The following is a 13426-nucleotide window of genomic DNA, read 5'->3' as shown; positions in this document are numbered from 1 at the left end:
CTACAGGGCTTCCAGCTTGGCGTAGCCGAGCATCAGCCACTTGCTGCCTTCGCTCTCGAAATTCACCTGCACCCGGGCCTGGGCGCCGGCGCCTTCGAAGTTGAGGATAGTCCCTTCGCCGAACAGCGCGTGGCGCACCCGCTGGCCGAGGGAGAAGGGCGTCTCCGGCACCCCGGCGCCGCTGAAGAGGTTGCCGCCGGCACTGCGCGAGGTGCCGCCGTAGGGGCGGCTGACGGTATTGGACAGGCGCACTTCCTGGATCAGCGCCGGCGGGATCTCGCGGATGAAGCGCGAAACCTTGTTGTAGGTCTCGCTGCCGTAGAGCCGGCGGGTCTCCGCGTAGGTCAGGACCAGTCGCTGCATGGCGCGGGTGACGCCGACGTAGGCCAGGCGGCGTTCCTCTTCCAGGCGGCCGGATTCCTCCAGGCTCATCTTGTGCGGGAACAGCCCTTCCTCCATGCCGACCAGGAACACCAGCGGGAACTCCAGGCCCTTGGCGCTGTGCAAGGTCATCAGTTGGATACTGTCCTCGTGGGCGTCGGCCTGGGTTTCCCCGGCCTCCAGGGAGGCGTGGCTGAGGAAGGCCTGCAGCGGGGTGAGGTCTTCCTCTTCCTCGCTGTTCTCGAAGGCGCGGGCGGCGCTGACCAGTTCCTCGAGGTTCTCCACCCGGGCCTGGCCTTTCTCGCCTTTTTCTTCCTTGTGGTAGCTGATCAGTCCGGACTGCTCGATCACCGTCTGGGTCATCAGGTGCAGCGGCATGTCCATGACCTTCGCCGAAAGATTCTCGATCAGCTCGACGAAGCCGGTCAGGGCGCTGGCGGCGCGGCCGGGCAGGACCTTGTTGGCGATCATCAGGCGGATCGCCTCCCACATCGACACATCGTTGCCGCGGGCGAATTCGCGGATGCTCTCCACGGTCTTCTCGCCGATGCCGCGTGCCGGCACGTTGACCACCCGTTCCAGCGCCGCGTCGTTGCCGCGGCCGTCGAGCAGGCGCAGGTAGGCCATGGCGTTCTTGATCTCGGCACGCTCGAAGAAGCGCTGGCCGCCGTAGATGCGGTAGGGAATCTTCTCCCGCAGCAGGGCTTCCTCCAGCACCCGCGACTGGGCGTTGGAGCGGTAGAGGATGGCGATCTCGCTGCGCGCCAGGCCGCCCTTGAGCGCGCTCTCGATCGACTCGACCACGTAGCGCGCCTCGTCGTGCTCGTTGAACGCGGCGTACAGGCTCAGCGACTCGCCGTCCTCGCCGTCGGTCCACAACTCCTTGCCCAGGCGTCCCTGGTTGTTGGCGATCAGGGCGTTGGCGGCCTTGAGGATCGACGCGGTGGAACGGTAGTTCTGCTCCAGGCGGATCACCTCGGCGTCGGCGAAGTCGTCGCTGAACTGCTGGATGTTCTCGATCCGTGCGCCACGCCAGCCGTAGATCGACTGGTCGTCGTCGCCGACCACCATCAGGCTGTCGCCGCCCTTGGCGAGAATCCGCAGCCAGGCGTACTGCACGGCGTTGGTGTCCTGGAACTCGTCCACCAGGATATGGCGGAAGCGCCGCTGGTAGTGCTCGAGCACGCCGGGATGGTCGCGCCAGAGGTCCAGGGCGCGCAGCAGCAGCTCGGAGAAGTCGATCACCCCGGCGCGGGCGCAGGCCGCCTCGTAGGCTTCGTAGATCTTCAGCATGGTGGCGAGGAACAGGTCGCCGCCGGGCTGGATGTGTTGCGGCCGCAGGCCCTCGTCCTTCTGCCCGTTGATGAACCACTGGGCCTGGCGCGCCGGCCAGCGCTGCTCGTCGAGGCCGAGTTCGCGGATCACCCGCTTGACCAGGCGTTGCTGGTCGTCGCTGTCGAGGATCTGGAAGTTCTCGCTCAGCCCGGCCTCGCGCCAGTGCGCGCGCAGCAGGCGATGGGCGAGGCCGTGGAAGGTGCCGACCCACATGCCCGCCGGATTGATCCCGAGCAACTGCTCGATGCGGTGGCGCATCTCCGCCGCCGCCTTGTTGGTGAAGGTCACCGACAGGATGCTGTAGGGCGAGGCGTGCTCGACCTGGATCAGCCAGGCGATCCGGTGCACCAGCACGCGGGTCTTGCCCGAGCCGGCGCCGGCGAGGACCAGTTGGCGGCCCAGCGGCGCGGCCACGGCCTGGCGCTGCGGGTCGTTGAGGGAGTTCAGCAGGAGGGAGAGGTCGTCGTTCATCGCGGCATTCTACCGGGGCGGGGAAAAGCCGGGCAAACCGGGCCGCCATTCGGCGCAGGCCGGCGCAGCGTCGGGCCTGGCTGCGGAAAAATGCTCTATCCCGGCCTTGGGCAGCCTGCCCCTGCTCGGTTATGCTCCGGCCACTTCAAGGCAAACCACTACAAGAACAAGCGCCTATGACCGTCCATGTCGAGCCCTTGGCGCTGCCGGGCGGCAGCACCGATGTACTGCGGCTCTACGCCCGCGAAATCGCCATCGAGCGTACCCGGCTCCTTTATCTCGGCTCGCGCACGCCGACCCTGCTCATGCTGCTCGGCGGCGTGACCAGCGCCTGCCTGGTGTGGGGCAAGGTCAGCAGTTGGCTGCTCGGCGGCTGGCTGGTCTGGCTGGTGTTGCTCGCCGTCCTGCGCCTGCTGCAGGTCGCCGCCTTCCAGCAGGCCGACAGCCGTCGCCAGGCCAGCCGCCACTGGCGGCGGACCTTCCTGTGCGGCGCCGGCGCCTCGGGCCTGACCCTGGCGTTCGCGGTGATCATGCTGGTCCCGGCCGATGCCTTCCTCCAGCAGGTGCTGGTGTTCGGCCTGGTGGCGGCGGCGATCCTCTCCGCCAGCGTCGCCTATGCGGTGAGCCTGCCGGCCTTCCTCACCTTCGCCTTGCCGGGCCTGCTGCCATCCATCGTTTTCCTGCTGTTGCAGCCGCATAGCCTGTTGCAGGGCTGGGGCGTGCTCGGCCTGATCCTGCTGGTGGCGCTGCTGGTGGTCGCCGGGCAGATCCACCGGCTGGTGCAGGGCGCGCTGCTGCGACGCTTCCAGACCCAGGCGCTGAACCTGCACCTGGAACGCGTCAATGCGGAGGCCGAAGCGCTCAATCGCAAGCTCGCCCAGGAGGTCGGCCAGCGGCGCCTGGTCGAACGCGAGCTGCGCGCCGCCCGCGACGCCTTGCAGCGCCGGGTGGAGGCGCGCACCGAGGAGCTTGGCGCGACCAGCCAGGCGCTCAGCCAGAGCGAGGCGCGCCTGGCCATGGCCCTGGAGGCCAGCGAACTGGGGTTGTGGGACTGGGACCTGGAGAGCGGCCGGGTCCAGCATTCCTATCTCGAGGCGGTCTTCAGCGACGCCGGGGACGGTCCCGAGGACTATCGCAGGCTGATCGAAAGCATCCACCCCGGCGACCTGCCGCGCATCCGTCGCGCCCTCGCCGAACATCTCAAGGGGCGCAGCGAGCTATACCGGGTGGAGTACCGCGTGCGCGACCGGGAGGGCGGCTGGCGCTGGCTGGAGGATCGTGGCCGGGCCATGGCTCGCGACCCGCGGGGACGGGTGACGCGGATGCTCGGCACGCGCAGCGACATCAGCGCGCGCAAGCGCCTGGAAGAGCAGCAGCAACTGGCCGCGACAGTGTTCGAGGCGGCCAGCGAGAGCATCGTGATCCTCGATCCGGCCTACAACCTGCTGGCGGTCAACCAGGCCTTCAGTCGCATCACCGGCTATCGCCGCGAGGACGTGGTCGGGCGCAACGCCAGCCTGCTGGTGAATACCCCCGAGGCCCAGCGCCACTACCGGCAGATCCGCGCCGAGCTGCGCCAGCACGGGCAGTGGCAGGGCGAACTGGTGGATACGCGGAAGAATGGCGATCCCTATCCCCAATGGCTGCAGCTCAACCTGCTGCGCGACGGCAATGGCGAGGCGACCCACATCGTCGGTTTCTTCACCGATCTCAGTGCCCGCCGCGACGTCGAGGAGCGCCTGCGTCACCTGCTGCACTACGACGAACTGACCGGCCTGGCCAACCGCCGGTTGTTCCGCGAGCGGCTGCACGAGGCGGCCCAGCGGGCGCGCCAGGAGGAGGGCGGGCTGGCCCTGCTGCTGATCGACCTGGACCGCTTCAAGCTGCTCAACGACAGCCTCGGCCACGAGGTCGCCGACCAGTTGCTCAGGGAGATGGCCCAGCGCCTGCGGCGCACCGCGCCGGAAGCCAACACCCTGGCGCGTCTGGCCGGCGACGAGTTCGCCATTCTCCTCGATGGCGGCACCGGCACCGCGGCCCTGTCGCGCCTGGCCGAACGCCTGCTGGTCCAGTTGCGCCAGCCGGTGAGCGTGCTCGGCCACGAGCTGATCCTCGGCGCCTCGCTGGGGATCAGCCTGTTTTCCGAGCAGGCACGGGAAATCTCCGTGCTGATGAGCCAGGCGAACCTGGCGATGCAACATGCCAAGCAACTCGGCGGCAATACCTTCCAGTTCTTCCGCGACAACCTGCAGGACAGCACCCTCGAACGCCTGCGCCTGGAAACCCGGTTGCGCAAGGCGGTCGAGGAGGGCCAGCTGGACGTGCATTACCAGCCCAAGCTGTGCCTGGCCAGCGCCCGCCCGGACTCGGTCGAGGCGCTGGTGCGCTGGCACCATCCGGAGGAGGGCATGATCCCGCCGTCGACCTTCATCGGCCTCGCCGAGGAGTGCGGGTTGATCGGCGAGATCGGTGAATTCGTCCTGCGCCGGGCCTGCCTGCAGGCCGCCGAGTGGAGCCAGCGGGGCCTGAACCTGCGGGTCTCGGTGAACCTCTCGGTCCACCAGTTGCGCCAGGGCGACCTGCTCGACGTAGTGCGCTCGGCGCTTGCCGACAGCGGCCTGCCGGCGGCGCAACTGGAGCTGGAGTTGACCGAAAGCCAGTGGCTGGACGCCCTCGATAGTGTCCTGGCGACCTTCCGCCAGTTGCGCGAGATGGGGGTGAAGCTATCGGTCGACGACTTCGGCACCGGCTATTCCTCGCTCAGCTACCTGAAGCGCCTGCCGCTGGACTACCTGAAGATCGACCAGTCGTTCGTCCGCGACCTGACCCAGAACAGCGAGGATGCGGCGATCATCCGGGCGATCATCGCCATGGCCCACAGCCTCGACCTGAAGGTGGTCGCCGAAGGCGTGGAAACCATCGAACAGCGGGACTTCCTGGTGGCCCAGCGTTGCGACGAGCTGCAGGGCTACCTGATCGGCCGGCCGTTGCCGGCCCATGCCCTGGAGGAAGGTTTGCGCCAGGCTCGTTGAACGCGATCCGGCGGAGTATGCTGTAGCACTTTCGACTCCCACGAATTAAGGACGATTCATGCGCTCGAAGCCGCTTCTTCCCGCCCTCCTGCTGGTGGGCGCCGGTCTCTCCCCGCTGGCCCAGGCCAGCAGCGACGACTCCTGCTATCCCGATTGGTCGCTGGTCGGCGGCGGTGTCTGCGATACCCTGCCGTTCCTCGCCCCGGGCAACGACACCCGCGCCAACCTGCGCCTGCTGCTGGCCGACGCCGGCCACTGGCGGCTGGTGGAGGCGCCGCCGTCGGAGGAAGAGAAGCTCGAAGGCTACGGCCTGGTACCGTTCGGCCTGTTCCGCCTGCTGCCCGGCGACGGCAGCCAGCCGCCCGCGCCGCCGGCGGCGAGCGAGGCCGAGACACCGCCGCCTGCGCCAGCGCCCTCGCCGCTCGCCGAACTGGCCCGGCAGATGGGCGCCGAAGCGCTACCGGAAAAGATCGCCGGCGCCGAATTCTTCGAGGGCGAGGGCAGCCGCTGCCGCAGCAACGACCAGGACAGCGCGCTGGCGTTTCTTCGCCAGGTGCGTGACGCCGGGCTGGGCGAGGCGGAGACCAAGGCCCTGGCCAACAGCCGCCTGGACCTGCTCGGTGCCTGCGGCTGGGAACAAGAGGAACTGGGCGGTGTGCTCGCGCAAGGCGTCGAGTCGGCCGCAGGCAAGGCCTTGGCCACGTACCTGGAGGCTGCGGCCAACTTCTACAGCGGTCGCTTCGACGAAGCCGAACAGGGCTTCAAGGCGTTGCAGGACGTGTCGCAGCCCTGGCTGAAGGAAACCGCCCTGTACCTGCAGGCGCGCACCCTGCTCAACGCCGCCCAGCAGAACGCCTTCGACGACATGGGCTTCCCCGAGCTGCAGAATGTCGACAAGGCTCGCCTGGAACAGACCCGCAGCGCCCTCGAGGCCTACCTGCAGGCGTATCCGAAGGGGCTCTACGCCGCCTCGGCCAAGGGCTTGCAACGGCGCGTGCACTGGCTGGCCGGCGACCAGAAGCTGCTGGCCCAGGACTATGCCGCGCAATTCGCCGAAGCCGAGCAAGGGCAGCGCAACATGGCCCTGGAAGACCTGGTCCAGGAGGTCGACAACAAGCTCCTGACCGGTATCCAGCTCGGCGACATCCAGACCCCGCTGCTGCTGGCGGTGGCCGACCTGGTGCAGATGCGCGCCCACGATCCGTCGACCCCGCGCAGCTTCACCTGGGAAACGCTGCAGGCCCAACAGGCCAGCTTCGCCGCGCATCCCGAACTGTTCGCCTACCTGCAGGCGGCCTATCGCTTCTATGTCGACCAGGATCCGGCGAAGACCCTCGAAGCGCTGCCGCAAAAGGTCGGCAGCCTCGACTACGTCGGCTTCAGCCAGCAGACCCTGCGCGGGCTGGCGCTGGAGCAGCAGAAGGACTGGAAAGCCGCCGAGGCGCTCTGGCTGGAACTGTTGCCGCAGGCCGCGCAGCCGTACCAGAAGGGCCAGTTGCAGCTGGCCCTGGCGCTCAACTACGAGCGCAGCGGCCAGTTGGAAAAGGTCTTCGCCGAAGGTTCGCCGGTCCAGGAGCCGCTGCTGCGCAGCATCCTCCTGCGCAACGTCGCCGACGCCGCGCTGTTGCGCCGCCAGGCCAAGCAGGGCGCGACGGCGGAAGAGCGCGATACCGCGCTGTTCACTCTCCTTTACAAGGACCTGCGCCGCAGCCGCTTCGCCGACTTCGGCAAGGACTTCGCGCTGCTCGGCGAAACCCCCTCGCAGACCAAGCTGGGCACCAGCCTCGGCTATGTCTACGGCGCCGGTAACAGCCTGGAGCTGTTCCGCTGGAAGGGCGACAAGGCCGAGTCCGGCTACGTTTGCCCGGCCATCGCCGAGTCGGCCGCGGCGCTGGCCGCCGATGACAAGGACCCGAAGGGCCTGAACTGCCTGGGCGAATTCATCCTGCGCAACGGTCTCGACGGCATGCCGCTGGACAGCCAGCCCGAGGCCAACGAGCTGGGCGGCACCCCGAGCGGCTTCAAGGGCGAGGTGTACTCCCGGCTGGATGGCTATCGCCTGGTCATGGACAACCCCAAGGCTCCGCGCGAAGACAAGGCCTACGCGCTGTTCCGCGCGATCAACTGCTTCGCGCCGGCCGGCTACAACACCTGCGGCCAGCAGGACATCCCGCAGGCCGAGCGCAAGCAATGGTTCCGTACGCTCAAGTCGACCTACGCCGACAGCTCCTGGGCCAAGGAACTGAAGTACTACTGGTGAGGCGCTGGCGAGCCTGGCTGGCGGGCCTGTTGCTGGGCCTGCCGCTGTTGCCGTCCGTCGAGGCCGCGGTGCGCGCCGAGGACTACGGCGCCTTCTGGCTGTGGAGCGGCGTCGCGCCGCAGCCGGTGCTGGCGCGGGCCGAGACGCTGTACATCCTGCAGGGACAGATCAGCCAGTCGCGCCGGCGCCCCGGCGAGGGCGTGCGGCTGATCGCCCAGGGCATCTCGGTGCCACGCCTGGCGCGGGGCGAGGTCTGGGTGGTGTACCGCGCCCATACCCTGCGCTGGACGCCGCAGATCTACCAGGCCGTGCTGAACCAGGTGCAGCGCTGGAAGCGTGCCGGCAACCCGGTGGTCGGCATCCAGATCGACTTCGATGCGCGTACCCGCTACCTCGACGAGTACGTCGATTTCCTCCGCGACCTGCGCCGGCGCCTGCCCCGCGAATACCGCTTGAGCATCACCGGGTTGCTCGACTGGGGCAGCAACGCCGAGCCGGCGGCGATCAACCGGCTCAAGGGCGTGGTCGATGAAGTGGTGGTGCAGACCTACCAGGGGCGTCACAGCATTCCCAACCACGCCGCCTACCTCCCGCGGGTCAGCCGCCTGCAGCTGCCGTACCGGATCGGCCTGGTCCAGGGCGGCGACTGGCAAGCCCCCGACTACCTGGAAAAGAGCCCCTGGTTCAGGGGCTACGTGGTGTTCCTGCTCAACCCTCAGTGAGCGCAGCCGCAAGCGCCCTTGCCGGCACACCCGCCGCTGCGTTCGGCCTGCGGCTGGCGGGTATCCTGGCCGGGCTGGAGATCGCGCATCAGTAGCGCGTAGCGCAGGTCCAGGCCTTCCGGCAGCGCCAGGTAGACCACGTGGCCATTGCCCGGCGCCACCTCGATGGCCTCGCCGGCGGCGTTGCGCAGGTCCTCCACGCGCAGGCTCAGGTTGCCTCGCGGAGTCATCAGTTCGACGCTGTCGCCGCGCTGGAAGCGGTTCTTCACCTCCACCTCGGCCAGTCCGTCGCGGCGTTCGCCGGTGAGTTCGCCGACGAACTGCTGGCGCTCGGACAACGAATGGCCGTGCTGGTAGTTCTGGTACTCGTCGTGCACGTGGCGGCGCAGGAAGCCCTCGGTGTAGCCGCGGTGGGCGAGGGACTCCAGGGTGTCCATCAGACCGCGGTCGAACGGCTTGCCGGCCGCCGCGTCGTCGATCGCCTGGCGGTAGACCTGGGCGGTGCGCGCCACATAGTAGTGGGACTTGGTGCGGCCCTCGATCTTCAGCGAGTGCACGCCGATCCGCGCCAGCCGCTCGACGTGCTGTACGGCGCGGAGGTCCTTGGAATTCATGATGTAGGTGCCGTGTTCGTCCTCGAAGGCGGCCATCGGTTCGCCGGGACGGTTGCCTTCCTCGAGGAGGAACACCTGCTCGGTCGGCGCGCCGCGTCCCAGGGTCGGCTCCCGCGCCACCACGTTGCCCAGCTCGTCTTCGCGGCCCTCCACCGCCTTGTATTCCCAGCGGCAGGCATTGGTGCAGGTGCCCTGGTTGGGGTCGCGGCGGTTGATGTAGCCGGACAGCAGGCAGCGCCCGGAATAGGCCATGCACAAGGCGCCGTGGACGAACACTTCCAGCTCCATGTCCGGCACCTGCTGGCGGATTTCCTCGATCTCCTCCAGCGACAGCTCGCGGGAAAGGATCACCCGGGTCAGGCCCTGCTGCCGCCAGAATTGCACCGCGGCCCAGTTCACCGCGTTGGCCTGCACCGACAGGTGGATGGGCATCTGCGGGAAATGCTGGCGAACCAGCATGATCAGGCCGGGATCGGACATGATCAGCGCATCCGGACCCATGGCGACCACCGGCTCCAGGTCGCGCAGGAAGGTCTTCAGCTTGGCGTTGTGCGGGGCGATGTTGACCACCACGTAGAAGCGCTTGCCGAGCGCGTGGGCCTCGGCGATGCCTTCGGCCAGTTGGGCGTGGTCGAAATCGTTGTTGCGCACCCGCAGGCTGTAGCGCGGCTGCCCGGCGTAGACGGCATCGGCGCCGTAGGCGAAGGCATAGCGCATGCTTTTCAGGGTGCCGGCGGGGCACAGCAGTTCGGGGCGGAGGGCGGTGGCGGTCATGGTTCGGGCTCGCAACGACGTGGGCGCGCGACTCTAGCCGAGCGCGCGCCGGGCGATCCTGAGCCGGATCAATGTCCGCGTCATTCCAGCCAGCGTCGACCCTGCAGTTCCAGCAGCAGTTGCGCCTGTTCCGGGCCGTTGCTGCCGGCCGGGTAGGGCCGCGGGCTCTGGTAGTGCTCGCGCCAGCCGGCGAGGATCGGGTCGACCCAGCCCCAGGCGGCCTCTACCTCGTCGCGGCGCATGAACAGCGTCGAGTCGCCCTCGATCACGTCCAGCAGCAGGCGCTCGTAGGCGTCCCAGCGCCGCTTGTTGCGGCTGAGGGCCTCGGCCAGGTTGAGGTCCAGCTCCACCGGTTCCAGTTGCATGCCCTTGCCCGGGGTCTTGGCCATCAGTTGCACGCTGATCCGCTCCTCCGGCTGCAACCTTATCCACAGGCGGTTGGCCGGCCCGCCGCCGCCGTCGATCAGGCTGTGCGGCACCGGCTTGAACTGGATGACGATTTCCGAGCACTTGCGCGCCATGCGCTTGCCGGTGCGCAGGTAGAACGGCACCCCGGCCCAGCGCCAGTTCTCGACCTCGGCCTGGAGCGCGACGAAGGTCTCGGTATCGCTGTCGTTGTCGACGTTCTTCTCGAAGTAGTACGCCGGCACCTCCTGGCCGCCGATCCTGCCGGCGGCGTACTGGCCGCGTACCGTCTTGTCCTGCACGTCGAGCCCGGAGATCGGCTTCAGCGCCTGCAGCACCTTGAGCTTCTCGTTGCGCACAGCCTCGGCGTCGAAACGCACCGGCGCCTCCATCGCCACCAGGCAGAGCAACTGGAGCAGATGGTTCTGCACCATGTCGCGCATCGCCCCGGCGTGGTCGTAGTAGCCGCCACGGTTCTCCACGCCAAGGGTCTCGTTGACGCTGATCTGCACATGGTCGATGTGCGCCGCGCGCCAGACCGGCTCGAACAACGCATTGGCGAAGCGCAGGGCCATCAGGTTCTGCACGGTTTCCTTGCCCAGGTAGTGGTCGATGCGGAACACCCGCGACTCGTCGAACACCCGGCCGATGGACTGGTTGATCGCCCTCGCCGAGTCCAGCGAATGGCCCAGCGGTTTTTCCAGCACGATGCGCGCTTGCGGCCCGGCGAGGCCGGCGATGGAGAGGTTCTGCGCGATCGGCGCGAACAGGCTCGGCGAGGTCGCCAGGTAGTGCACCAGCACCCGGCCCTCGCTGCTCTTCAGGTGCCGCGCGAGACGGCCGAAGTCGGCGCTCTGCGAGGCGTCCATGGCCAGGTAGTCGAGGCGCGCGGCGAAGCCTTTCCATTGTTCGGCGGCGAACTCGCTGCGCGCCACCACCGCGCGGACGTTGCGCTCGGCGAGGGCGAGGAAGGCGGCGTTGTCCAGCGCGCTGCGGGCGAGGGCGAAGATCCGTGTATCGGCCGGCAGGCGGTCCTCCCGGTGCAGGCGATAGAGCGCCGGCAGCAGCTTGTGCAGGGCCAGGTCGCCGGTACCGCCGAAGACCAGGATGTCGCAGGACGTTGGAGTGGCTGGTGTACTCAAGGCAAGCTCCCGACGGCGTTGGCTGGGCGTGGCTGACTGTTTGTAGTATAACTACAAGGTTACTACAGAGAATCGAGCCCAGCCTGTGAACCTGCTGCAGCACATAGCCCAGTCCCGCCAACAGCTCCGCAAGTCGGAACTCAAGGTCGCCGATCACGTTCTCAACGATCCGGCGTCGGTCATGCACAGCTCCATGGCCGAACTGGCCCATGGGGTCGGGGTCAGCGAGCCGACCATCGTGCGCTTCTGCCGCGCCATCGGCTGCAGCGGCTTCCAGGACCTCAAGCTGAAGCTGGCGCAGAGCCTGGCGGCCGGCGCCAGCTTCGGCCAGTTCTCGATCCACGAGAGCGACTCGGTGGCCGACTTCAGCCTGAAGATCTTCGACACCACGCTGCACAGCCTGATGGAAGTCCGCGAGCACCTGGACACCCACGCCCTGGAGCGCGCCATCGCCGCCATCGCCCACGCCCAGCGCGTGGAGTTCTACGGCTTCGGCGCTTCCGGCGCGGTGGCTTCGGATGCCCAGCACAAGTTCTTCCGCCTGCTGCTGTCGGCGGCGGCCTACTCCGACCCGCACATGCAGGCGATGTCGGCGGTGACGCTCAAGCCCAGCGACGTGGCCATCTGCATTTCCCAGTCGGGTCGCTCGAAGGACCTGCTGATCACCGCCAACCTGGTCCGCGAGGCCGGCGCCACGCTGATCACCCTGTGCCCGAGCCAGACCCCGCTGGCCGACCTGGCCACGGTCAACCTGGCGATCGACGTGCACGAGGACACCGACATCTACACCCCGCTGACCTCGCGCATCGCCCACCTGGTGGTGATCGACGTGCTGGCGATGGGCGTGGCCATGGCCCGCGGCCCGGACCTGGTCAACCACCTCAAGAGCGTCAAGCGCAGCCTGCGCAGCCTGCGCCTGTCGCCGAAGGTGATGAAGAACCAGGAAGAGCGCGGCGAGCCGTCCTGAGGCGCCGCCGGGAAGGCATAACGCAGTCTTCACCGGCCTGCCGCCAAACCGTCACATTGCTGCGCGATGCTCGCGACTCCAGCCAGTCGGCCATGGGAGACGCGAGATGCCCCGTCATAGCGATGCCAATGCCCAGCACGTGGATTCGAAAACCCGCCGCAAGCTCGAAGACCAGCGGCGCATGCAATTCCGCCGGGCGATCGAGGACCACTGCGAAGAACTGCGCCTGCGCCAGGAACTGGCCGACTACCCCGAGCTGGTAGCCGCCGCCTACCTCAGCTCGAACCGCCAGGGCCGGCGAAGCGCCCAGCGAGCTGGCTGATCAGCGCCCGCTCCTCGCGGACGAAGGCGACGAACGCCTGGGCCACCGGGCTCAGGCGCTTGCCCTTGGCGTGCACCAGGCACCAGCTGCGATAGAGCGGCAATTCCTCCACCGGTAGTTCGCGCAGCAGGCCGTTGGCCAGTTCCTGGTGCGCCGCATGGCGCGGCAGCAGGGCCAGGCCGAGGCCGGCGATCACCCCTTCGCGCAGGGACTCCAGCGAGGCGATCTCCTGGATCTGCGAGAAGTGCGCGCGGCGTTGCTGGAAGAACTCCTCGCAAGCCTTGCGGGTGCCGGAGCCCGGTTCGCGGACCAGTAGCGGGAAGGGCTCCAGGTCCTTCAGGGCCAGCTTCGCGGCGTTGCACAGCGGATGGTCCGGCGGCGCCACGGCGATGATCGGGTTGTTCAGGAAGGGCAGGAACTCCAGGGCCATGTCCTGCGGTACCAGGGACATGATCACCAGGTCGTCGCGGTTGTCGGCCAGGCGCTTGATCACCTGGGTGCGGTTGACCACCGTCAGGCTCAGGCTGACTTCCGGATGCAGGTTCTGGAACGCCTTGAACAGGTGCGGGGTGATGTACTTGGCGCTGGACTCCACCGCCAGGCGCAACTGGCCCTGCAGCGAGCCCTTCAGGTCCGAGAGCTGCATGTCCAGGCTTTCCAGGCGCTGGAACAGGTCGGTGCTGGTCTTCAGCAGGGCTTCGGCGGCATCGGTCAGGTAGAGCTTCTTGCCGACGTACTCGAACAGCGGCTGGCCGACCAGCTCTTCCAGTTGGCGGATCTGCAGGCTGACCGCCGGCTGGGTCAGGGCCATTTCCTCCGCCGCCCGGCTGTAGGAGCGGCTCTCGCATACGGCACGGAAAACCTGAAGCTGCCGTAATGTCATACGCATCAACGACTTACGCATTCCAGTCACACTCTGACCGAGATCGGTCGGGCGACTATAAAGCTTTTCTAATGGCTATCCCAATAATTATTGATTTTTGTTAATCACCCTCGCGGGG

9 protein-coding genes are annotated in these 13426 nt (G+C 67.9%); 5 read left to right on the top strand and 4 right to left on the bottom strand.

Annotated elements, in window-relative coordinates:
• The gene (uvrD, locus tag ACM0M4_RS30340) at window positions 1-2187 is read right to left on the bottom strand and encodes a DNA helicase II (RefSeq protein WP_054375666.1); all 2187 of its coding nucleotides are present in this window, start codon (window positions 2185-2187) and stop codon (window positions 1-3) included.
• A 176-nt stretch (window positions 2188-2363) separates the two neighbouring features.
• Between uvrD and ACM0M4_RS30335 the strand changes: the two genes are divergently transcribed.
• From ACM0M4_RS30335 to ACM0M4_RS30325, 3 genes are read left to right on the top strand one after another with little or no spacing between them, the layout of a single operon-like run.
• Complete coding sequence (locus ACM0M4_RS30335) at window positions 2364-5219, top strand: putative bifunctional diguanylate cyclase/phosphodiesterase (RefSeq protein ID WP_003096868.1); 2856 nt, start codon at window positions 2364-2366, stop codon at window positions 5217-5219.
• A gap of 58 nt (window positions 5220-5277) precedes the next feature.
• Window positions 5278-7479 carry a hypothetical protein gene (locus tag ACM0M4_RS30330; protein WP_054375667.1) on the top strand — a complete coding sequence of 734 codons (2202 nt, stop codon included), beginning with the start codon at window positions 5278-5280 and terminating at the stop codon, window positions 7477-7479.
• Entirely contained in the window at window positions 7476-8201 is a 726-nt protein-coding gene (locus ACM0M4_RS30325; RefSeq protein ID WP_003096864.1) for a DUF3142 domain-containing protein, read from the top strand. The genes ACM0M4_RS30330 and ACM0M4_RS30325 overlap by 4 nt, the downstream gene beginning before the upstream one ends.
• On the opposite strand, the gene yegQ is transcribed toward ACM0M4_RS30325, so the two are convergent.
• Window positions 8195-9589 (bottom strand): tRNA 5-hydroxyuridine modification protein YegQ, encoded by a 1395-nt coding sequence (yegQ, locus tag ACM0M4_RS30320; RefSeq protein ID WP_003142098.1) that lies wholly within the window; start codon window positions 9587-9589, stop codon window positions 8195-8197. The two genes, ACM0M4_RS30325 and yegQ, sit on opposite strands and share 7 nt — an antisense overlap.
• Before the next feature lie 80 nt (window positions 9590-9669).
• Complete coding sequence (zwf, locus tag ACM0M4_RS30315; protein ID WP_003096859.1) at window positions 9670-11136, bottom strand: glucose-6-phosphate dehydrogenase; 1467 nt, start codon at window positions 11134-11136, stop codon at window positions 9670-9672.
• An 85-nt stretch (window positions 11137-11221) separates the two neighbouring features.
• Between zwf and hexR the strand changes: the two genes are divergently transcribed.
• Together hexR and ACM0M4_RS30305 are read left to right on the top strand one after the other, a co-directional pair.
• Complete coding sequence (gene hexR, locus ACM0M4_RS30310; RefSeq protein WP_003096857.1) at window positions 11222-12103, top strand: transcriptional regulator HexR; 882 nt, start codon at window positions 11222-11224, stop codon at window positions 12101-12103.
• Window positions 12104-12209: 106 nt separating this feature from the next.
• Window positions 12210-12425: a PA3496 family putative envelope integrity protein gene (locus ACM0M4_RS30305; protein WP_003105559.1), complete on the top strand. Its 216-nt coding sequence runs from the start codon at window positions 12210-12212 to the stop codon at window positions 12423-12425.
• Here the strand turns inward: ACM0M4_RS30305 and pycR are convergent.
• On the bottom strand, window positions 12379-13314 hold the full coding sequence (pycR, locus tag ACM0M4_RS30300) for a LysR family transcriptional regulator PycR (RefSeq protein WP_003121355.1): 936 nt from the start codon (window positions 13312-13314) through the stop codon (window positions 12379-12381). The two genes, ACM0M4_RS30305 and pycR, sit on opposite strands and share 47 nt — an antisense overlap.
• Window positions 13315-13426 lie beyond the last annotated feature (112 nt).

The sequence above is a fragment of the Pseudomonas sp. 18-147 genome (genome assembly GCF_051048045.1).
Classification (GTDB): domain Bacteria; phylum Pseudomonadota; class Gammaproteobacteria; order Pseudomonadales; family Pseudomonadaceae; genus Pseudomonas; species Pseudomonas aeruginosa.
The sequence above is the reverse complement of the archived record's forward strand: the minus strand, read 5'-3'. Positions and strand labels throughout refer to the sequence as shown.